The 19,876-nt window shown below is 62.2% G+C and carries 12 protein-coding genes; 7 read left to right on the forward strand and 5 right to left on the reverse strand.

Annotated elements, in window-relative coordinates:
• Positions 1-81: 81 nt before the first annotated feature.
• The gene (locus tag ACILSO_RS15105) at positions 82-5,181 is read right to left on the reverse strand and encodes a DUF1549 domain-containing protein (RefSeq protein WP_395738263.1); all 5,100 of its coding nucleotides are present in this window, start codon (positions 5,179-5,181) and stop codon (positions 82-84) included.
• 163 nt (positions 5,182-5,344) lie between these two features.
• Between ACILSO_RS15105 and ACILSO_RS15110 the strand changes: the two genes are divergently transcribed.
• The 4 genes from ACILSO_RS15110 to ACILSO_RS15125 are packed head-to-tail and all read left to right on the forward strand — an operon-like array spanning position 5,345 to position 12,060.
• A complete protein-coding gene (locus tag ACILSO_RS15110; RefSeq protein ID WP_395738264.1) occupies positions 5,345-6,823 on the forward strand; it encodes a Wadjet anti-phage system protein JetA family protein in 1,479 nt (492 codons plus the stop codon).
• A gap of 37 nt (positions 6,824-6,860) precedes the next feature.
• Entirely contained in the window at positions 6,861-7,517 is a 657-nt protein-coding gene (locus tag ACILSO_RS15115; RefSeq protein ID WP_395738265.1) for a DUF4194 domain-containing protein, read from the forward strand.
• Positions 7,514-10,852, forward strand: a complete 3,339-nt coding sequence (locus ACILSO_RS15120) for an SbcC/MukB-like Walker B domain-containing protein (RefSeq protein ID WP_395738266.1) — start codon at positions 7,514-7,516, stop codon at positions 10,850-10,852. The genes ACILSO_RS15115 and ACILSO_RS15120 overlap by 4 nt, the downstream gene beginning before the upstream one ends.
• Positions 10,849-12,060, forward strand: coding sequence for a Wadjet anti-phage system protein JetD domain-containing protein (locus tag ACILSO_RS15125; RefSeq protein WP_395738267.1), 1,212 nt, complete (start codon positions 10,849-10,851; stop codon positions 12,058-12,060). Before ACILSO_RS15120 ends, ACILSO_RS15125 begins: the two co-directional genes overlap by 4 nt.
• A 21-nt stretch (positions 12,061-12,081) precedes the next feature.
• Here ACILSO_RS15125 and ACILSO_RS15130 read toward each other — a convergent pair whose 3' ends face one another.
• The gene (locus ACILSO_RS15130; protein ID WP_395738268.1) at positions 12,082-13,335 is read right to left on the reverse strand and encodes a GNAT family N-acetyltransferase; all 1,254 of its coding nucleotides are present in this window, start codon (positions 13,333-13,335) and stop codon (positions 12,082-12,084) included.
• Between the two features lie 178 nt (positions 13,336-13,513).
• Here ACILSO_RS15130 and ACILSO_RS15135 point away from each other — a divergent pair, with 178 nt between their 5' ends.
• On the forward strand, positions 13,514-14,332 hold the full coding sequence (locus ACILSO_RS15135; RefSeq protein ID WP_395738269.1) for an NYN domain-containing protein: 819 nt from the start codon (positions 13,514-13,516) through the stop codon (positions 14,330-14,332).
• Here ACILSO_RS15135 and ACILSO_RS15140 read toward each other — a convergent pair whose 3' ends face one another.
• Positions 14,333-15,556 carry a bifunctional folylpolyglutamate synthase/dihydrofolate synthase gene (locus tag ACILSO_RS15140; protein WP_395738270.1) on the reverse strand — a complete coding sequence of 408 codons (1,224 nt, stop codon included), beginning with the start codon at positions 15,554-15,556 and terminating at the stop codon, positions 14,333-14,335.
• Positions 15,557-15,642: 86 nt separating this feature from the next.
• Between ACILSO_RS15140 and ACILSO_RS15145 the strand changes: the two genes are divergently transcribed.
• Positions 15,643-17,259, forward strand: a complete 1,617-nt coding sequence (locus ACILSO_RS15145) for an ArnT family glycosyltransferase (RefSeq protein WP_395738271.1) — start codon at positions 15,643-15,645, stop codon at positions 17,257-17,259.
• Entirely contained in the window at positions 17,256-17,861 is a 606-nt protein-coding gene (locus ACILSO_RS15150; protein ID WP_395738272.1) for a phosphatase PAP2 family protein, read from the forward strand. Before ACILSO_RS15145 ends, ACILSO_RS15150 begins: the two co-directional genes overlap by 4 nt.
• A gap of 14 nt (positions 17,862-17,875) precedes the next feature.
• On the opposite strand, the gene bioD is transcribed toward ACILSO_RS15150, so the two are convergent.
• Together bioD and glmM are read right to left on the reverse strand one after the other, a co-directional pair.
• Positions 17,876-18,499 (reverse strand): dethiobiotin synthase, encoded by a 624-nt coding sequence (gene bioD / locus ACILSO_RS15155; protein ID WP_395738273.1) that lies wholly within the window; start codon positions 18,497-18,499, stop codon positions 17,876-17,878.
• The gene (glmM, locus tag ACILSO_RS15160; protein WP_395738274.1) at positions 18,499-19,860 is read right to left on the reverse strand and encodes a phosphoglucosamine mutase; all 1,362 of its coding nucleotides are present in this window, start codon (positions 19,858-19,860) and stop codon (positions 18,499-18,501) included. The genes bioD and glmM overlap by 1 nt, the downstream gene beginning before the upstream one ends.
• Positions 19,861-19,876: the final 16 nt, after the last annotated feature.

Consider the following 19,876-nt stretch of genomic DNA (forward strand, 5'->3'; position numbering starts at 1 on the left):
GGCACCCCACGCGTCAATTGGGGAGGCGAACGCACTCCCGACCCAGTTGCGGCGCAACTGGGCAACTTTGGAGAGGGCAGCTTAGTGATTGAACAGGAAGGCCGGCGAATTGATCAGGGCCCAGGCGAGGTCCTGTGCAGCTGTCAGCCGCTTGTTGCCAAGCTGAGTCTGGCTCAGGCCCGCGTCGCGGCGGAGCTGCACGAGCTTGGGATCCAGCATGATGGGCTTCTGGCTGTCGGTGTGCTTGGTTTCCAATGCCACAAGCTGCGGATCCACCGGCAGCGGCCTGCGGGCGTTGGCCAGGACCTTCTTCTGCGCCTGGTAGTCCTTGAACTGATTGAGGAAGTGCTGGGTGAGCAGCGCGTTCTGCTCCGGCGTGCGCTTCGGAGCCTTCAATGCGGCGGCCACAGCGGCCGGAACACCGAAGCGCACCATCGGATTCGTGGTGACCCAAAGACGGAAGCGGCCGGGGTTGTACTTCCCGTTCTGGAAGTTGGAGGTCATCGTGATGGTGAACTGAGAGCCGCCGTCGTTCGCCACCGGCTTGGCGAATTCAAACGTGGCCTCGTGGCGGAAGCCGCCCTGCGGACTGACGGCCCAGCCGCGGTCGCGATTGCCCTTCTTGAGCGACTCCGTGACCAAGAACTTGTCCTGCTCAAAGTCTGCCTTCGGATTTTTCAGAAGCTGCTCTTCACCACCACGCTTGCTGCGCTTGGCATCAATGGGGTCGGTGCGGACGGTGAACTCGCCGAGGACGAAATTGCCATCAGGAGCGAGGCCGGGGCCGTTGCTGGGCAGGCGGTCGTCGGGCAGCATCTCCAGCTTGATCGCGGTGATGTTGGTGAGAGAGGTCTTGCCAATGAGCACGTAGGCGCCCGTGGTTTCACGGCCTGCGGGCATCGCGGTGGCAAAGAGGCTGCCATCGGGCTGCATCTCGAGTTTTTCCACACCACCCGCGCGCTGCACCTTGATGCTGTCAAAGGGCTGCCACTCGGTGGTGAGATCGAGGTAGTTTTCCCACGCGGGCTGATTGGCCGGCGCTGTGTCCTGGGAGGCTTTCACCTTGGCTTCTGCGGCCGTGATGGCGGCTTTGCGGGCGGCTTCTTTTTTGGCCACTTCAGGAGCGATCTTGGCCTTGTAGGCTTCGAGTTCCTTCTTCGCCATATCAATGGCGGCCAGACGGTCCGCCTCGGCCTTTTCGATGATCGGTTTCTGCTCTGCTTCCTTCACCTGCAGCGCACCCGCGAGCTGCTTGTTTTCTGGATCAATCTCCTGCATGGAGGCAAGGGCGGCATTGATCTCCTTCTCGCTCGCATGGGTGTTGAGGACTCGCATGAAGATGGCGTCCACCAGCTGGCGGTCGTCCTTGATCTCGTTGGTGAGTTTGGCGATGGCGTTGCCCGGATCGCTGATGGCGTCTCCCACTGTTGGGCCGCTCATGAGGGCCATGACGGGGCCGAGGTTCACCTCGTTGCTGCGTTCGCATTCGCACACGGATTCACGGGCGGGTTTGCCAAAGTTTGCCAAGAATCCGTCCTGCAGCTTGATCTGGCCGTCTGCCAGCGCGGCGGCGCGGGTGCCCTTGGGCACGCCGGGGATGTTTGGCATGCTGCCGGTCACGGCAAACACAGAATCAAAGAGCACTTCGGCGGGCAGGCGGCGGGCCTTGGCGTGGCTGTAGTTGATCTTGTCGTCCTCGTTCCACTTGTTGGTGGCAAGGCTCAGATTGTAGGTGCGGCTGTTGGCGATGATCTTCATCAGGTGGCGCACGTTGAAACCGCTCTGGATGAACTCGTTCGTCAGGTACTGCAGCAGCTCCGGATTGCTCGGCGGATTGCCGGCGCGAATGTCGTCCAGCGGCTCGATGACGCCGGTGCCGGTGAGGTAGCCCCAGATGCGGTTGGCATAGCTCATGGCAAAGTAGTCGTTCTGCGGGCTGGTCATCCAGGTGGCAAACTGCTCGCGGCGGGTGCTGGCGGTCTTGCTGACGAGTTCGGCCTCAAACGGCACCTGGGGCGCCACGGGCTTGTTGGTGCGCAGGTGCATCACATCGCCGTCTTTTTTGTCGGTAACGATTTCAAACAGCGGCTTGGCTCCTTCCACCGCGGTGCCGCCGATGGTCGCTCCCTTGGCGGCAGGGTCGCCCTTCAGGTCGATCTGCGCAAAGTAGGACGCTGTTTCATAATACTGATCCATCGTCCAGCGCTCGAAGGGATGGTCGTGGCACTTGTTGCAGTTGAAGCGTGTGGCCAGGAAGAGGTGCGTGGTGTTTTCGCTGATGTCTTCGGCGGTGCGCACGGTTTTGAAATAAGCGGCGGGTGGATTGTCCTTGTTGGAACCGCTGGCGGTGATGATGCGGTAGGCAAAGCGGTCATACGGCGTGTTGTCGCTAACCTGCTGCTTGATCCAGGTGCGCAGGCCCGAGGCGCCTTCGGTGCCGAGGAACTTGGAATTCACCTGCAGCATGTCGGCCCATTTATTGGCCCAGTGTTCAACAAAATCAGGATTGCCGATGAGCTTGTCGATCACCTCGCCGCGCTTCGTGCGGGTGTCGCGGGTGTCTGCGAGGAAAGCGGCCACAGCTTCGGGCTTTGGCGGCAGGCCGGTGAGGTCCAGATGAATGCGGCGCAGGAAGTCCTCGTCACTGCACAGGCCACTCGGCTCGATCTTCATGCGCTGCCATTTCTGCGCCACGAGTTCGTCGATCTTGTTCCACTTCTCCGGTTCCTTCCAGGCGAAGCCGGTGCGGTCTCCCATGACGGTGATGGTGGTGGCTGCGTAGGCACCTTCAAAGCGGGCGAGGATGGGCGCTTCGCCCCGGCGCAGGCTGGTCATGAGGCCCTTTTTGTCAGCCTCGATCACATCGCCATTGCCGCTCTCGAGGAAGGCCTCGGCGGTGACATCCTTCACATAGCCATCCGCATAATGGGCGATGACGCGAAGCTGCTGGCGGCCGCCGATGCGCTCGATGACGGGATTCTTTGGCGAAAGCTCGATGCTGGAGACGCGCGGAGTTTTGAGATCCAGCTTCGCACCCTGGCCGATCCAGGCTTTCAGGGACTCATAGTAAAGCTCTCCCGGGACGGTGAGCTGGCCACCCTCATGCGGCACAGCGCCGCTGGCCTTCAGCAGCATGAGCGAATGCTCCGGCGAGGCGACGTTGGCGCGGCGGCTGGAGATGTCGTCGGTGAAAGCGAGCACGTCATACACGGGATCATAGCCACGCAGGGAGAGCTTGAAGCCCGCCTTGCCTTCCTTGGCGCCGTGGCAGGTGCCCTGATTGCAGCCGAGCTTTGACATGATGGGCATGACATCGCGCACGTAGTCGGGCTTGAGGGCCACGTTCAAGCCGGCCACAGTCACGGGGATGTTGGCGGTCTTGCCTTGGAAGGAAATCTTCACTGCGGTGGCACCGTCTTTGTCCGGGCGCACCATGCCGCGGGTGTTCACGTCCACCACGTCGGTGTTCTCCGCGGTGATCTTGGCCATGCGGGTGACGTCCGCGCGGGTGCCGTCGCTCATGCGGGCGGTGATGAGAAGCTGCGCATACTCGGTGGGCTTGCCGATCTTGATGGTGGCGGGTTCCACTTCGATGGAGGCGACGGTCGGACCGGTGTGGAGGGTTTCGACCTTGGTGCCTTTTTCCAGCACGGCGCGCACGCTGTCGTCCGCGATCACGTCCGTGGCGGCCAGCACTTTTTCCTTCACCAGCGGCACGGAGACAAACTCCTTGGCGATGGCCCCGGTCGCAGCATCGATCACACGCACCATGCCGTCCTGGCCTGCTGCGGCGACTGTTTTGCCATCCGGGCTGAAGGTCACACTGAAGAGGCCGCAGGGCACCGGTGTGCTGCTGAGCTGCTTCACATCTTTGACGATCCACTCATCCAGCTCCGGACCTTTGCCGTTCACGGTTTCCACGATCTTCTTCACCGCCTCGGGCATGGTGCTGTCGTAGTCGCTGGCATAGATGTTCACCGCACCCACGCCTTCATTGGACGAGCCCACTGCGATGCGCTTGCCATCTGGCGCGAAATCCACGCCAAAGATGCGGCCCTGCATGGCGGGGAATTTACGGATGAGGTTCGCGTTGTCGCCAATGACGCGCTTGGTGATGCGCTCCATGCGATAGATCGCCGGCACACCGTCGGTGCCGCCGATGAGCACTTCATTGCGCTGCGGATGGCGCGCCAGCACCTGCACACCGCCTTTCAACGCCCCTGGAGTGATGGAGGTGATGTTGTCCACAAAGCGCTGCGTGGCCACTTCCGTGAGCTTCACGCTCATGTCACGGCCGCAGGAGGCCACATGCTTGCCATCCACACCCCACACGGTGTCCAGCACCCAGTCGCTATGACCGCCCATGAAGAGCGTCTCCTTGCCGGTGGCGACGTCAATCGCACGCACTGCATTGTCGCCACAGCCAAAGGCGAGGAATTTGCCATCGGGCGACCAGCTTGCGCCATACAGCGTGTCAAAGGTCAGCGACTTGGAGAGCTCCAGCTTCTTTGCGGCGAGGTCCCAGATCTGGATTTCGCCCATGCGCGCCGGGCTGCCGCCGGTGACGGCAATCTTCTTGCCATCCGGAGACCACGCGAGCTTCTGAATGCGCTCAGCCAGACCCACGAGACGTGCCACGATGCCGCTGCCATCGGCCTTGTGAACGAGCACTTCATGATATCCCGCAACGGCGATCATGCTGCCATCCGGTGAATACTCGATGGAGGTGATGGCCGGGGCCTTCACGTACTCCGGCGGGTGGGCCATGTCGTATTCCGCCTTGGCGGAGGCCGGTGTATCATCTTTGGCACCTTCGGTGATCCAGCGCTCGATAAGGGCGATCTGCGTCTCGTGCAGCGGGTCGGCCTTCTGCGGCATCTCCACCTTGCCCTTTTCGTCTGGCTTGATGAGCTTCAGCAGATTGGACTCGGCGGGTTTTCCCGGCACGATCGCGTGGCCTTCCTCGCCACCTTTGAGCAGGGCGACGAACTCCGTCATGATGTAGTCGCCCTTCCTCTTGGCGGGCTGGTGGCAGCCGTTGCACTGCGCCTGGAAAATGGGGCGGATGTGTTTGTAGAAGGAGACCGGCTTGTTCGGGTCGATGCCTTCCTCCTTCTTCGGCGGTGCGGCATGCGCAGAGGCGGCGAGGAAGATCGCAGGGATGAGGAGACGTGTCTTCATGGGTTGGCGTGGGCGTTTTAACAAAATCAGGTCAGCCCCGCACAACGCCCGCGCACAGCCATCTCTTGCGCCGCCGCCGCCCAAGGGCGGAATCGTCCATGCACCATAGCGGAGTTGGACGGGCAGTTGCCTCGGCAGGAAGTCTTCGCATGGTGTGGACCCGATGGTTTCCGAATCTCTCAGCACCCGACTCAGCCGCAGCGTGTCGGCGGATTTTTTCCGCCCGCTCTCCCGGCCTTCCGCGCCGGTGTATGTGGACTGCGCGGACCGCCTGATCGAGGAAGCCGGTGAAGCAGGCAGGCTCTCGCAGCGCGAAACGAACGAGATCATTCGTGAAGTCATCGCCCGGCATCCGCTTTCGCTTCTCGCCGAAGATGAGGGTGCGGCCCTGCGCGATGCACGGCAGCGTGCGGGCCAGTTTTTCAACCGCCTCATCGCCGCGGGTTGGATCGAAGATCAGACGCTCGGCCTGCACGAGCGCTGGGCCGTCATCGCCCCTGGCCTTCGCCCCCTGTTGCGCATGCTGCGAGACCTCGCCGAAGACCGCGTGGCGGAGCTGAAGACCTTTGCCGACACCCTGCGCGGCCTTTGCCAGACGCTGGAGGCACGCGGCGTGCTCGACCCCGTGCTCCAGCAGCCAGACCAGCTGCGCTCCACCATCACCGATCTTTCGCAGCGGCTTGAGCGCGCCATCGAGCAGCTGCATGCCGTGGAAAAAATCGTCACCAGCTTTGAGCAGCGGCAAAGGCAGAGCGCCACCGCCGCCGATACGCTGAGCCTGCTCTACGAGGAGTTTGGCCAGGGTCAGCACATGGTCTGCTACGATGCCCTGCGCCGCGGCGGCCTGCTCATGCGCATCGAGCAGGCCCGCGGCACCATCGCCGAGCGCCACGACGATCCGCTCATGCGCGAGCGCCTTTCCGAAGGCCTGCGCGAGCACTACGGCTACGACAACTCCGAGTCCTACGACATCGCCGTCTCCATGCTCACCCGGCTGGACCGCGACCTCGGCGGCCTGAAGCGGCGCGCCGAGGCCATCGACCTGCGCATGGCCGCCTTCAACCGCCTCAGCCAGCAGCGCTACCGCTACCAGACCGAGCTTCGCGGCCGCCGCCCCGAAATCATCAAGGCCTACTGCGACGCCATCAATACCGCGCACGCTGGCGGTCGCTTTTCCGACTTCAATGACCAGCCCGCCGACTTCGCGCCGCGCTGCGTGGAAACCCGCTTCTTCTTCGGCACCGAGTCCCTCGCCAAATCCCGCCGCATCAAGGCCCCCGTGGATCTCACGTTTGGCCAAAGCGGCACCGCCAAGCAAAGCGAGGACGATGTGCTCGCAGCATGGAAGGAGCGCCAGCGCCTCGCCCTCACACCGCAGCGCGCCGCACGCCTGGTGGCAAAGCTTCTGCCAAGCAAGAAAAGCAGCGCCAGCACCGAGGAAATCCACCTCGAAACCGCCGACGACCTGCTCGATCTCCTCGCCGTGGTGGCCTACGAGCACGCCCCTGCCCTCGCCGGCAAACGCGTCCGCTGGAGCGTGGACGGCCTGCGCCGCCGCAACGGCCTGGAACCGCATCTCATCGAGCATGACATGCATGCGGGGCATCGGATTGAGCGGTTTGAGATTACAAGAGAGGGTTGAGCAAGCGCTCAAGCCCCTCCATCATCGGCACCCCGCCATGTCCGCCTCCACCTCAGATCCCCTCTGGCCGCGCTCCTTTTGGAGTGATGTGCCGGATGCTGACCGCGCGGGACTGCGCGAGGTGCTGGCGGAGCTGCTGGGCCGTGGCGTGCTGCTCGGCGATGAGGGCAGCGGGCGCGAACTGTACCTGCTGGCGCGTGATCACTATCGCACGCATGTGGAGGACTACCTGGCTCCCCTCGCACTGGAATTGATCGTGGATGAGGAGCACTCGCTGCTACAGGCGAGGCCACGCACGGAATCCTGCCTTCTGCTCGGTCGTTTTGACAAGGACGAGACGCTGGTGCTGCTGGCGCTGTGGCGTTTGTACGATGATGAAATTAGCACCGGCAGCCAGGAGGCGGTCATTGTCACAGTGGATCAGCTCTGGGCCGCGCTGAAGGTGTATTTTGACAAGGTGGCCACACCGGAAAAATCGCAGATCGAATCCTGCCTTGTGCGCCTGCGCCGGCATCGGCTGGTGCGCACGCTGAAGCCTGAAGGCATGACGCAGGCGGGGGAAATGCAGATCGAAATTCTGCCGAGTCTGGCGCGTGTGATTCCCTTTGATGACATCGCCTCATGGCAGGCGCGCGCGGAGACCTTTCTGCCGCCAAAAGATGGCAGCGCCGCAGCGGAGGAGGTGCCGGCATGAGCCAGTCACGCATCACCCTGAGCCGCATCCTGGCGGTGAACTGGTACGGCTATCGCCAGATCGTCGATGTCTCCGGCCTTTCGCTGATCACCGGCGCCAACGGCAGCGGCAAAAGCGCGCTGCTGGATCTCATTCAGTTCGTGATGCTGGGCGAGCAGCAGAGCAAGTTTAACAAAGCCGCCGCAGGCGCAGGCAGCGGGCGCAGCCTGCGCGGCTACTGCCTCTGCGACACCAACACCACTGGCCGTGATGGCAACGAGCGCTACCTGCGCCCCAGCAGCGTCACACTCGCCGCGCTGGAATTCACCTGGCCCCTCAAGCCTGGCGAAGCAGAGCCGCGCCGCGAGACCTGGGGGGCGCGCATCGAGTACGAAAGCCCCTCCGCCAAGCCTTCGACCATCTGGTTTTGTGCCGGGCGCAGGCTCGCGTGGCAGGATTTTCTGAACAGCGAAGCCGGACCCCGGGCGATGCAGTTTCTGCCTGAAGACGAATTCCGCACCCGCGTGAAACGCGAACTCGACGGCGATGTGTGGGACCGCCAGAAGGCCTATCTGGAGGAAATGGCGCTGCGCAGCCACCTGGGTTTTGATCCCGAGCAGATGGGCAAGACGCTGCCCCGCGCGATGGCCTTTGAGCCGGAGAGCAACTTTGAAAAATTCGTGCGCGAGTTCCTGCTGGAACCCGGCATGCCGGATGTGAAAGCCGTGAAAGCCAGCGTGGACGCCCACCGCCGTGCGCAGGAGCGGCTGGAGAAAATGCACGACCAGCTTGAGCGCCTGAAGCGCATCTCCGCGCATCATCAGGACTGGATCAAGTCGAAGCGTGAGTCCGCGCTCTACACCCACCTTAGCGACGCCTTGAAGCACGAGGAGGCGCTGGAAAATCTGCAACGCAGTCGTGCCGAACTGGATGAAAAACAGGCGGACTACGAGGACAACCGCAAGGTTCATGAGCAGGCCCTGAGTGAACGCGACCGCCTGCGCCGCTCGGTGGAGGCAGCCCGTGCCGCACTTGGAGACAAGGCCGCGCGCATGGAGGAAAATGACCGCCGCCGCCGCGAAGTCTCCAAGGATATCGGCCGCCTGGAAACGGCCGCCGCGAGCTTGCATGAGCAGATCCGCAACCATCTGCGCCACTGGCAGGACTGGACGCTGCACGCAGCGCGCCTGGGCCTGCAGGATACCAATGACGCCTCCGCCGCCATCTCCGGCATGCAGAGCAAGGACGAGAGCAAAGCCCTCACCGCCGCACGAGACTCTGCCCATGCCTTCATCAAATTGCGCGATGAAGCCATGGAGCAGCTCCGCCCTGTGGAGGCCCGCCTGGCCGAACATGAGATGCGCAAGTCCGCGCTGCACAAAGACCTCACGCAGCTCCGCGAAGGGCAGTCATCCCCTTCCCCTCTGCTGAATGCCCTCCTCGCCCGCGGCCAGAAGGCGGTCGCCTTGGGACGCATCGTCGAAGTGAAACCCACGGCAGAAAAATGGTGGCCGCTGCTGGAGAGCGTGCTGGGCATGAACCGCCGCGCCATCATTCCCGAGGACTTCCGTGCCGCGTGGGATCAGGCCCAGCAGACGCCCAGCCCGAACGAGCTCCTCATTCACCCTGAAGAAGCCGCCAAGATCAGTGCGAAAGTCGAGAAAGGCTCGCTGCGCGAAATGGTCGAAACCCAGCACCCGATGGCCGGCAAAGTGCTCGATCATCTGCTCGGCGGCATCGTCGCTGTCAACAAAGCCGCGCAGCTCGACAAGCACGAGCGCGCGCTCTCGCTCGACGGCTGGCTCAAAGACCCGCCCCGCCGCGTGCGCCTCACGCCCGAAAAAGAACTCACGCTGGGAGAGGAAGGCCTGCGCCGTCTCCGCGATGTGCGTGAGAACGAGCTTCGCGAAACCGACGCCGTCATTGAAGAAGTACGCCGTGATCGCGATGATCTCCGCGCCTTTGTGAATCGTGGTATGGAATGGCATCTCGACCGCTTCACCGTGCCCGACGGCGCGGACGAAGTGCCGCTGCTGCCCAAGCTGCGCAAAGAACTCGGCGAGCTTCAGTCCACCTGGGATCTCATCGCCACGCCGGACAACGTGAAGGCGATGGAAAATCTGCGCGTGGAAAATGCCTCGCTGGAAGGCATTCACGAACGCATTGGCAGCCTCAAGTCCGCCATCACCGCCTTTGAACTCACCAAGGCCCGTCTCGAGGAAGCCATCAGCGAAGACATCTTCCAGGAGGAGCAGACCCGCATCGCCCGCCAGGCTTCGCGCACGCTCGTGCGCGGCTTTTCCGACGACGACATCACTGGCCGCATCGACGCCCAGCGGCAGAAGTCCACCTCGTGGCGCAGGTCCATTGAAATGGCTGCCGCGCTGGCTGTGCAGCTCGACACGCATGCACAGGAGGCACGCCGTCAGCGCGATGAGCAGCGCCGCGAACTGGTCAGCGTTCACGCCGATCTCAGCGATGCGCTGGATGCCGAAGCCGAAGACAACGAGGCCTACGACAAGCGCCGCGAAGATCTGGAGACGCACGAACTCGAACGCTTCAAAACCGCCGCCCTCGAGGCCAAGCGCGAGTGGGAGGACCGCCTGCAGCACCAGGTTCTCGACGTCCTGCGCGAAAAGCTCAGCGAAGCCGACCGCACCAAGCGTGAACTAAACCGCGCCATGGATCACGAGATCGGCGGCTGGCGCTACCAGCTCACAAGTCGTGCCGACAAAGCCCACACCGCCATCTGGACGCTCGTCGAAAAAGGTCTGCCCAGCGGCTCTGAAATGGAACTCTTCAACGCCGCCGGACGTGAAGACATCGAACGTGCAAAGAACGAGCTCATGGCCGCCATCGATGCCGCCGACAATCCTGAAGACAAACGCCACCAGCGCGCGCTCGACTACCGCTATTACCACCATTGGGACATCGAGGCCAAGCCCGCCGGGCGTGGCGATGCCGCCGCCATCAGTCTGAACAAGAGCGCCAAAAAACAGAGCGGTGGTGAAAACCAGGCGCCCTTCTTCGTCGCCACCCTCGCCGCCTTCCGCCGCGTGTATGATCTCGGCCGCCGCGATGATCCGCAAAACCTCGGTCTCGTCGTTATGGACGAAGCCTTCAGCAAGCTCAGCGGCGACCGCATCGACGACTGTCTCGCGCTCGCCCGCAACTTCGGCCTCCAGCTCATCATGGCCTTCCCCGAAGACCGCCTGCCCACCATGTTCCAGCATGCCGACACCGTCGTTCAGTGCCGCGTGGAGCGCACCTACGACGAAGCCAGCGAGCAGATTCAAAACATCGAAAACTGGGTCGTCCGCGTGGAAGGCGCACGTCTCGCTGAGCTGATGGAATGAAATGGCTGGCGCAGCTTCACCAGGACTGGATGGCCGCCCGCAAGCGGCGCGTGACCGCCTCGGTGCAGCCCTTTCGGCGTGATTGGGAACAGTTGCTGGAGGATGCTGGCATCAAGTCTGCCGAAGATCAGCAGGCCGCCCTGCGTGAAGCGCAGCGCATGCCCAAGCTGCGCCTGCTTCCTCGCAAACGCAACCCGCGCTACATCGACAAGATCCTCATCCCCCTGGAGTCGGAGGCATGGCTGCATGCGCAGTTCGGCAGCCAGCCCGGGGCAGCATCTCAGCAGCAAGCCTTGGAGATCGTGCAGACATGGGCCGCCAAAACACATCCGCTCCTGCCAGAGTTATGGCAGGGTCTCTGCCAGCGCTTGGAAAGCGCATTTACCATTCCACGTGTTTTGGAACCCTTCCGCTGGCTTGAAGTAACACGCGTAAATGACCTCCTCTCTCTCCTCTTCCAAATCACCTCCCGCGAATGGCCCGCAGGCACCCTGATTCGTGATGCAAGCACGCAACTCGGCCACGACTCCAAACATCTGGAAGAGCAGCAAAGCTTCCTCGAGCGCGCCCTTGAAGCTCTCTTCGAGCGCGAGACACCGCTGGAAGCGCTTGGCATCCAGACGAGCAACAGCACCCTGCACTACTGCGGGCCTTTGGTGCTGCATTTCGAGGATCACGTGAAGCCGGTCGATCTGCGTTTCGAATCCACCCTGTCCGCGGCAGAATTGGAGCGCGCCACCCACATCACCACCAGCGCGGAGCGCTTGCTCACGGTCGAGAACCGCAAGACCACCTTTCTTCAACTTGCGCATGCGGATGAGGCACGCAGCACACTCATCGTCGCCACTTCCTTCCCCACACAGGCGGTGAAGCTCCTGCTGCAAAAACTTCCCTCCGGCCTGCCACACCACCATTTCGGCGATACCGACCCCAGCGGCTGGGACATCCTGCGCAGGCTGCGCGAGATCCGCGGCAATCCCGTGCACCCATTTCACATGGCATGGCGGCATTCCGCCGCATCAGCGCCACTGACTCGGCGCGACCTTCAGATCATCGACCGCCTCCTTGCTGACTCCTGCATGTCAGACTGCCGCACAGCTCTGCACGCCATGAAAAATTCCGGCATGAAAGGTGACTTTGAACAGGAATCTCTCGGAAGGCCCTCGTTGTCCGCCTGGCCGTTTTATGAAGCCCTGGGTTGTGGCTGACTCCTTGACGGTCTGCGGCCTCTATTTCACCGCATGCGCGGTCCCGGCTGGTTGGCGCCTGGCTTGGGCGGCGTTTTTGGCAGGAGGCGGCGGCACGCCAAACACCTCTCGTTCGGGGACAGCCGTGGTGGGAAAGAGAGCTTTGCGCAGCTGCCAGAGCAGCCAGTGAACCCATGGGTTGCCGTGGTGAATGCCGAGATAAAGCGGCACGCGCTTCGCCCCCAGCTCTGCTTTGACTTCGTAGCAGGTCTGTCCGAGGTGCACACGGCTGAAGCCGCGCCGCTCAGCCTCTTCGATGACCCGGTAAAACATGTTGAAGTAAACGTTTGAGTCGCGTTTGAACCGATAGTCAAACCCGCTGTACAACGGGTGAATGGTGCCGCCGTCACGATCGCACAGCACCAGTTCACATGCCACCAGACGCTCGCTTCCTCCGGCCTGCTGCGCTCCCATTACGTAGAAGGCATCGTCGCCGAGCATGCGCTCCACCTCTTTGAAGAAGGCCTGGTTCAGACGCTCGAAAACAGAGTGCGACCGCTCAAGCACCTCCTGGTATAAATGGTAGATTTCTGCCTCGCGGCCTTTTGAATTTGGAACCACGCTCCAGGTGACCCCGTTTTCGGCGCAGACTGCCTTGCGCTTTTTCATCTTGCCCCGGTAGTGCGTGTTGATCGCCACGGCGTATCCGCCGCTTTCCTTGCCAGGCAGCCGCAGGAACATGGCAGGCAGGCTTTCCACAAAGAAGAACTCGGGGCCCAGTCTGGCCCGCAATATGTCAGCAGTGGCTTTACCAGGCTCCTTGATAACGACCATGCCTATGCCGAGGGCTTTGGCCTGGCGGCGGACTTCATCGAAAACCGAGTTCAGTCTTTCCGCACTCCACAAGCCTTCATCAGCCAGATCCTTGAAGCCCAGCAGATCGTCGCCATTGGAAATGGCGCTGCCGACCACGAAGAGCCGCACGGTGAGGAAGCCGGGAATGACCTTGCGGATCCAATCAGTCATATGCTGCAGCCACGGACTGGCGACTGCCACGAGCGACAGCTTGAAGGCAAAACACGGAACCACACAGACCACGCCCTCGCCGTCCCGTCCGGTCAGGTAGTGCGTCTCGACATGATCCAGAGCTGCGTTTTCCACCGCCTCATGGAGCGCGTGGGAGCGGAGCACGGACTCCCGGCCAAAGCATGCATCCCACGCTGCGGCGATCTCGGCGATGCTGCGATGCCATTGGAAAGTTAACTCAGGGGATGTAATGCGGGAAAAGCCTGACATGGGATCTGCGGCACAGGTGCAGATACTACCTCCATCGATTCTCGCGCCCTCGTTGCGTGTCGGCAAGGTTTGGCTCCTGAGAAATGGCTTTTTGCAGGCCCCTGCGAAACTAGGCCGTGAGCCTAGCTCAACGACATCAAGGGTTGACCAGTCATGCGTATGAAGGGAGTCTGCCACCATGGCATCCCCCACCGACCGCACTCATACCATCGCAGTTTTTTGTGACTTTGAAAATCTCGCCATCGGAGTGAAGGACGCGCAGTACGACAAGTTTGACATGAGCAAGGTGCTCGACCGTCTGCTGCTGAAGGGAAGCACCGTCGTGAAGAAAGCCTACTGCGACTGGGAGAGGTACAAGAGCTTCAAAGGCGCCATGCATGAAGCGTCGTTTGAACTCATCGAGATCCCGCACGTGCGCCAGTCAGGCAAAAACTCCGCCGACATCCGCATGGTGGTGGATGCGCTCGACCTCTGCTACACCAAGCCCCATGTGGACACCTTCGCCATCGTCAGCGGCGACTCTGATTTCTCCCCGCTGGTGAGCAAACTGCGCGAGAACAACAAGACCGTCATCGGCGTGGGTGTGAAGCAAAGCACCAGCGGCCTGTTCATCGACAACTGCGACGAGTTCATCTTCTACGACGACCTCGTGCGCGAAGAGGAAAAGACGCGCAGGCGCTTCGCCCGTGCCAAGCCAGCGCCTGCCACCGCCGCCAGACCTGCCGCGCAGGAGAAAAAGGCCGGCGGCGATCCTGAGAAAGCCATGCAGATCGTGGTGGAGACTGTCGAGGCCATGCTCAGCCGCAGCGGCAATGATACCGTCTGGGCGGGCCCGGTGAAGCAGGCCATCCGCAGGCGCCAGCCACAGTTTGACGAGCGCTTTTACGGCTTCAGCTCCTTCAGCGTGCTGCTGGAGGCAGCCGCAGACCTCGGCCTGATGAAGCTCGAGAAAAACGAAAACGGCTACCGCATCAAGATGATCACGCCGGAGGAGTAGTCACTGCGCACTGCGCTCGAAAGCCGCCGTCTTGTTTTCGAACAGCGCGAGCGCCTCGCCCGCCAGATAGAGCGATCCCGCAATCAGCACGCGTGCGTTCGGCTTCGTTTCCTGCAAGGCATCGCTGATGCGGGCATGCGTGGTCACAGGGCGCGGCTCGCACCCCAGCCCCTGCCAGATTCCCGCCAGAGCTTCCGCAGCCAGCGCGCGCGGCGAATCAAAGCCTGTAAAATGCCAGCGCGCGGAGATGGGTGCCAGTTCACGCATCACGGCCGCGGTGTCTTTGCCGGCAACTCCACCGAAGATGATGTCAGCTTTCTGTTCTCCAAACTGCTCGCTCCACGTTTGGGCAAGCACCCGCGCGGCGTCCACATTGTGTGCCCCATCGATGATGCATCCGCCGGCTTTTTGAAAACGCGCGGGCCATTGCACCTCGCGCAATCCGCGTGAGATCACATCGTCATCCAGCACAAAGCCCGCGGCCTTCAGCGCAGCCACCGCCATCGCGGCGTTCCATCGCTGATGCGGCCCCGCGAGTCCTGTCTTGCCATCCCAGGGTGAATCAACCACAGTCAGTCGCGCACCTCGTTCTTCCGCGGCTCTCGCAATGACATCCATCACCTCCGCATCCTGCCGCATCGTCACCACCGGCACGCCAGGCTTGATGATGCCAGCCTTCTCCACCGCGATCTTCGCCAGCGTGTCTCCCAGCATCTCCATGTGATCCCAGCCGATGGGTGTGATCACGCTCACCTCGGGAGTGATCGCATTCGTGGCGTCCAGTCTTCCCCCGAGACCTGTCTCCAGTACGACCCACGGATTCCCCCGCTGTGCAAACCACTCCAGCGCCAGGGCCAGCGTGAGTTCAAAGAACGTGGGATGCGGCTCCCACCCCGCCACCCGCTCTCGCAGCCGGTTCACGCCTGCCGCGATCTCCTCCGGCGTGATCATCCGTTCCGCATCGCGAATACGTTCGCCGAAATGGATCAAATGAGGCGACGTGAACAAGCCGGCATTGATGCCCGCAGCTTTCAAAATCGAGTGCATGTCGGCGCAGGTCGAACCCTTGCCGTTCGTGCCGGCCACGTGGATGAACTTTTGCCCCGTCTTGGGCAGACCCAGTTGTCCCAGCAGACGACGCACGTTGTCCAGCCCCAGCTTGATGCCGTAAAACTGCGTGCTGTAGAGCCAGTCGATTTCTTTTTGCGCGGTACTTTGGGTCATGGGGTGCGGATAAGTGTCCACGAAAGGGCCAGGAAACAAGATCAACCCCCTGGATTCTCATTTCCCACCCGGCAGTCACGGCTATCATGCACACGATGGCTGTGAACCCCGCTTCTGACTCCCCGACCTGGATTAAACGCTTCTGGTGGCTGCTGGCTGCTGTTTTCATCGCGCGCGTCGTCCTGATGCTCCTGTTCGTGGCCCGGGTGGATCTGATCGGAGACGAAGCCTACTACTGGGACTGGGGCCGCAGGCCAGACTGGTGCTACTACAGCAAGCCGCCCATGATCGGCTGGATGATGGGCATCATCGGCTGGATCACAGGCAATGCCGAGTGGGGCATCCGGTTTGCCTCCCTGCTGCTGGGGACGGTCACGCTGGTCATCATCCACCGCATCGCACTGCTGTTGTTTGACGCCCGCACCGCCTTTCTCACAGCCGTGCTCGTGCTGCTGACCCTTGCCAATGCCGGGCTGAACCTGCTGTTTACCATCGATGCGCCGCTGCTGCTGTTTTGGACGCTGGGACTGCTGCTCTTCTGGCTTGCCGCGCAGAAGCCCGAGTCAGCCATGCGCTGGCTCGCACTGACCCTCGTGATCGGCTTTGGCACGCTGAGCAAGCAGATGATGCTGGCCTTCCCGGCCCTCATGCTGGTCTTCGCCTTCGCTTCGCGCGAGGACCGCGCGCTTCTGGGCAATCCGCGCATGTGGCTCGCCATTTTCTGCGGCATGTCCTTCATCATTCCCGTGCTGCTGTGGAATCAGGAGCACGGCTGGATCACCCTGGAGCACACCAAGCACCACTTCGACGCCAAGAAGGATCTAGACTTCGAAGACTGGCTGGGCCGCACGGGCGAAAACATCGGCCTGCAGGCACTCATTTACACCCCGGTGACGTTTGTCGCACTGTTGGTTGCGATGATCGTGGCGGTGAAACAGCGAAAGCAGCTGACACGCCCCATGCGTTTCGTCCTGCTGGCTTCGGCTCCAGGGCTCGCCTGCTTTGCGCTGCTGGCTCTGCGTCAGCGCATCAATCCAAACTGGCCCGCCGTCTTTTTCGTGCCGGCTTTCATTCTGGCCGCTGCATGGCTGCGTGGCATGGCACCGTTCGTGGCGCATCCGGGCTGGGAGCGCTGGTCCTTGCGCATTGGCAGAACCCTCACTTACACCTGCTACATCCTTCTCATCGGCCTCATCTCCGCACCGGATTCCTTCTGGGATGCAGCGTTCCAATTTTCCCGCTCCCGGTTTGGCGATCAATTCACGGACAAGGCACTGGGCTCCATCCACAAACTCGAAGACATGCTCGGCTGGCGCGAGGCCGGCATTGAAGCGCAGGAGTTCTTCGACTTGCTCCCGGAGCCCGAAAACACGTTTGTCATGGCACTGGGCCATCGCTACAGCGCGGCGGAAATGGGTTTTTACATGCCGTCGCACCCGCACGTCTATCGCTGGGAGCCGAGCGGCGCGGTGATGTCCCAGTATGAAATCTGGCCCGGGCCGGAGGAGCGCATTGGCTTTGATGCGCTCATCATTGATCCAGGCCACGCCGAGGTCCTGCTGCAAAACCCCGTCTTCACCAACGCCTTCGAAAAACTGGAGTATCGCGGCAACATCCGCATTCCGCTGGGCATGGGCACGCGCGAACTCAGCGTCTATCTGGGGCGAAACCTCAAGAGCTGGAAACCCATCCGCGCGCAATGAACGCCTGGGACATCAGCCTGCTCCATCAAATCAACACCGCATGGTCGCATCCGGTGCTCGACTGGCTCATGCCAGCGCTCTCCGCCATCGAGGCATGGCTGCCGCTCATCATCGTGGCCGTGCTGATCACGTTCTGGCGTGGCGGCAGGCGCGCGCGCGTCATGCTGCTGTGCGTGGGAGTCGCCATCGGACTCGGCGACGGCGTCATTTCCAACACGCTGAAAAAGACCATCGGCCGCGTGCGCCCGCGCGATGCCCGGGGAGACGTCATCATTCGTGATCTCGGCAACGGCTCTCCCGCCTTCATGCGCTTGTTTACCAGGCCCGTGGTCAAATCCAGCGAACCGAATGGCGCCACCCATGGCAAGTCCTTCCCCTCCAGCCACACGGTCAATCTCTTCGCCGTCGCAACCGTCATCGCCTCCTTCTACCGGCGCGCGGGAGCGCTCATGTATCTGCTTGCCGCTGCGGTGGCGTATTCGCGCATTTACTGCGGCGCGCACTGGCCCAGTGACATACCGCCCTCCATGGCGCTGGGCGTACTGGTGGGTCTCGCGGTGGTCGGCGCTGCACGCCGAACGTTCTTAAAAAATCTGACCTGAAAAACACCCGTGTTTCAGAGCGGCCAGTCCATCTCCGTCTCGCCGTGCATGATTTCGCCCAGCACCGGCACATCCAGGAAATGCTCCAGCACCATGCGGTTGCTGATGCTGGCGGCGTCACGCTCCTCCTGCACATAGTTGAGTATGACGCCAGCGCACGTCATTCCCCGGGCCTGAATGTTGCGCACGGTCAGCAGCGTGTGGTTCAGGCAGCCGAGCTTGTTGTTCACCACCACGATCACCGGCAGCGCCAGACGCTGGGCGAAGTCCGCCATCGTGGAAAACTCATTCAGCGGCACCTCCCAGCCGCCCGCACCTTCGACGAGCACATGATCATGCCGTTGCGCGATTTCCTGAAACCGCTCGATGACATCATTCAGCTCAAACCGGCGGTTCTCCATCATCGCCGCTGCATACGGCGCGGCGGGCACCTTGAACCAAACCGGATTCACCTCCTCCACAGTGAGTCCTTCGCTGCTGGCATTGGCCAGATGAATGGCATCATCCCGCTGACCGCAGACGAATGGTTTGAAGCCTGCGGCGGTTTTGCCCTCACGCTTCAAAGCCTCCAGCAGCAGGCAGGTGACGTAGGTCTTGCCTGCGTCAGTATCGGTGCCGGTGATGAAGTAGTGCGACATCAGCCGATCTGGGCAAGAACTGCAGACGCGATCTTGTCCGCCTGTGCTTCGAGGTATTCCACGTCACGTCCTTCCACCAGCAGGCGGATGAGCGATTCGGTGCCCGAGTAGCGCAGCAGCACACGGCCGTAGTCACCGAGCTTCTTCTCCGTCTCCTTGATGATCTTCTGCGCCTCGGCGAGTTGATCGACCGGAGGCTTGGTGCGCACACGAAGATTGCGCGAGCACTGCGGGAATTTTTTCAGGCACTTGCGCAGCTCGCTCAGCGGCTCGCCGGTTTCCTTCATGATGCGCAGAACCTGCAGGCCCGAGATGAGCCCGTCTCCAGTGGTGGCCCAGTCGCCAAAAATGATGTGTCCGCTCTGCTCGCCGCCGAAGTTCAGCCCGCGCGCGCGCATTTCCTCAAGCACGTAGCGATCTCCCACACCGGTGCGGATCACCCGTCCGCCCAGGCGGGAAACGAGATCGTCGAGACCGTAGTTGCTCATCACCGTCACAGCCAGGGTGTTCTGCTTGAGCGTGCCTTTGCGGAGCATGGACTCCGCCGCGATGGCCATCAGTTCATCCCCGTCCAAGGCGATGGCCTGCTCGTCGCACAGCGCGCCGCGGTCCGCATCTCCATCATGGGCGATGCCCGCCTGCGCCTGGCACTGGCGCACGATGCGCTCGATCTCTTCCGAATGCGTGCAGCCGCATTCTTCGTTGATGTTAAAGCCGTCCGGTTCGGAGTGGAAAACCTGCACGTCAGCACCGAGCTGCTCCAGCGCAAGAGCACTGGTGAAAGAAGAGGCTCCATGCGCATTGTCCAGCGCCACGCGCATGCCATCCAGGCGTATGCCGCCCATGGAGGCGACTGCATGCGCCACGTAGCGGTCCACGCCATCGGCCAGTTTGGTGATGCGGCCGATGCCACGGCCTTCCGGACGCGGCGTGTCTTCCGTACCGAGCACCAGTCGCTCGATGGCGGACTCCGTCTTGTCGTTGAGCTTGTGCCCGTCGCCATGCACCAATTTGACGCCATTATCCTTGAAGGGATTGTGGGAGGCGGAAACGATGATGCCGAAGTTCGCCCCGAGCTGGGCGCTGAGCATGGCCACCGCCGGGGTGGGCACCTGGCCCGCGAGGATCACGTCCACACCGGCGGAATTCAAACCGGCGGCGATCGCTGACTCCAGCATTTCTCCGGAGGCCCGGGTGTCACGGCCCACGACAACCTTGGGGCGTTCTCCCCCCTCCTGTTTGCCGCCAAGCACGACGGCAGCCGCCTGCGCGAGCCGCATGACGAACTCTGGGGTCATTGGGTGACGATTGGCCACGGCACGAACGCCGTCGGTGCCGAAGAACTGACGCTTTTCAGACATAGGACGGCGGCTTTAG

Source organism: Prosthecobacter sp., from assembly GCF_044226605.1.
GTDB lineage: Bacteria > Verrucomicrobiota > Verrucomicrobiia > Verrucomicrobiales > Verrucomicrobiaceae > Prosthecobacter.

What these genes read in the sequence shown, in the direction of transcription:
- bioD (WP_395738273.1), bottom strand. Translation starts at nt 18,499, where the DNA reads ATGTCGCACTACTTCATCACCGGCACCGATACTGACGCAGGCAAGACC.
- ACILSO_RS15130 (WP_395738268.1), bottom strand. Translation starts at nt 13,335, where the DNA reads ATGTCAGGCTTTTCCCGCATTACATCCCCTGAGTTAACTTTCCAATGG.
- ACILSO_RS15150 (WP_395738272.1), top strand. Translation starts at nt 17,256, where the DNA reads ATGAACGCCTGGGACATCAGCCTGCTCCATCAAATCAACACCGCATGG.
- ACILSO_RS15135 (WP_395738269.1), top strand. Translation starts at nt 13,514, where the DNA reads ATGGCATCCCCCACCGACCGCACTCATACCATCGCAGTTTTTTGTGAC.
- ACILSO_RS15145 (WP_395738271.1), top strand. Translation starts at nt 15,643, where the DNA reads ATGCACACGATGGCTGTGAACCCCGCTTCTGACTCCCCGACCTGGATT.
- ACILSO_RS15140 (WP_395738270.1), bottom strand. Translation starts at nt 15,556, where the DNA reads ATGACCCAAAGTACCGCGCAAAAAGAAATCGACTGGCTCTACAGCACG.
- ACILSO_RS15105 (WP_395738263.1), bottom strand. Translation starts at nt 5,181, where the DNA reads ATGAAGACACGTCTCCTCATCCCTGCGATCTTCCTCGCCGCCTCTGCG.
- ACILSO_RS15120 (WP_395738266.1), top strand. Translation starts at nt 7,514, where the DNA reads ATGAGCCAGTCACGCATCACCCTGAGCCGCATCCTGGCGGTGAACTGG.
- ACILSO_RS15115 (WP_395738265.1), top strand. Translation starts at nt 6,861, where the DNA reads ATGTCCGCCTCCACCTCAGATCCCCTCTGGCCGCGCTCCTTTTGGAGT.
- ACILSO_RS15110 (WP_395738264.1), top strand. Translation starts at nt 5,345, where the DNA reads ATGGTTTCCGAATCTCTCAGCACCCGACTCAGCCGCAGCGTGTCGGCG.
- ACILSO_RS15125 (WP_395738267.1), top strand. Translation starts at nt 10,849, where the DNA reads ATGAAATGGCTGGCGCAGCTTCACCAGGACTGGATGGCCGCCCGCAAG.
- glmM (WP_395738274.1), bottom strand. Translation starts at nt 19,860, where the DNA reads ATGTCTGAAAAGCGTCAGTTCTTCGGCACCGACGGCGTTCGTGCCGTG.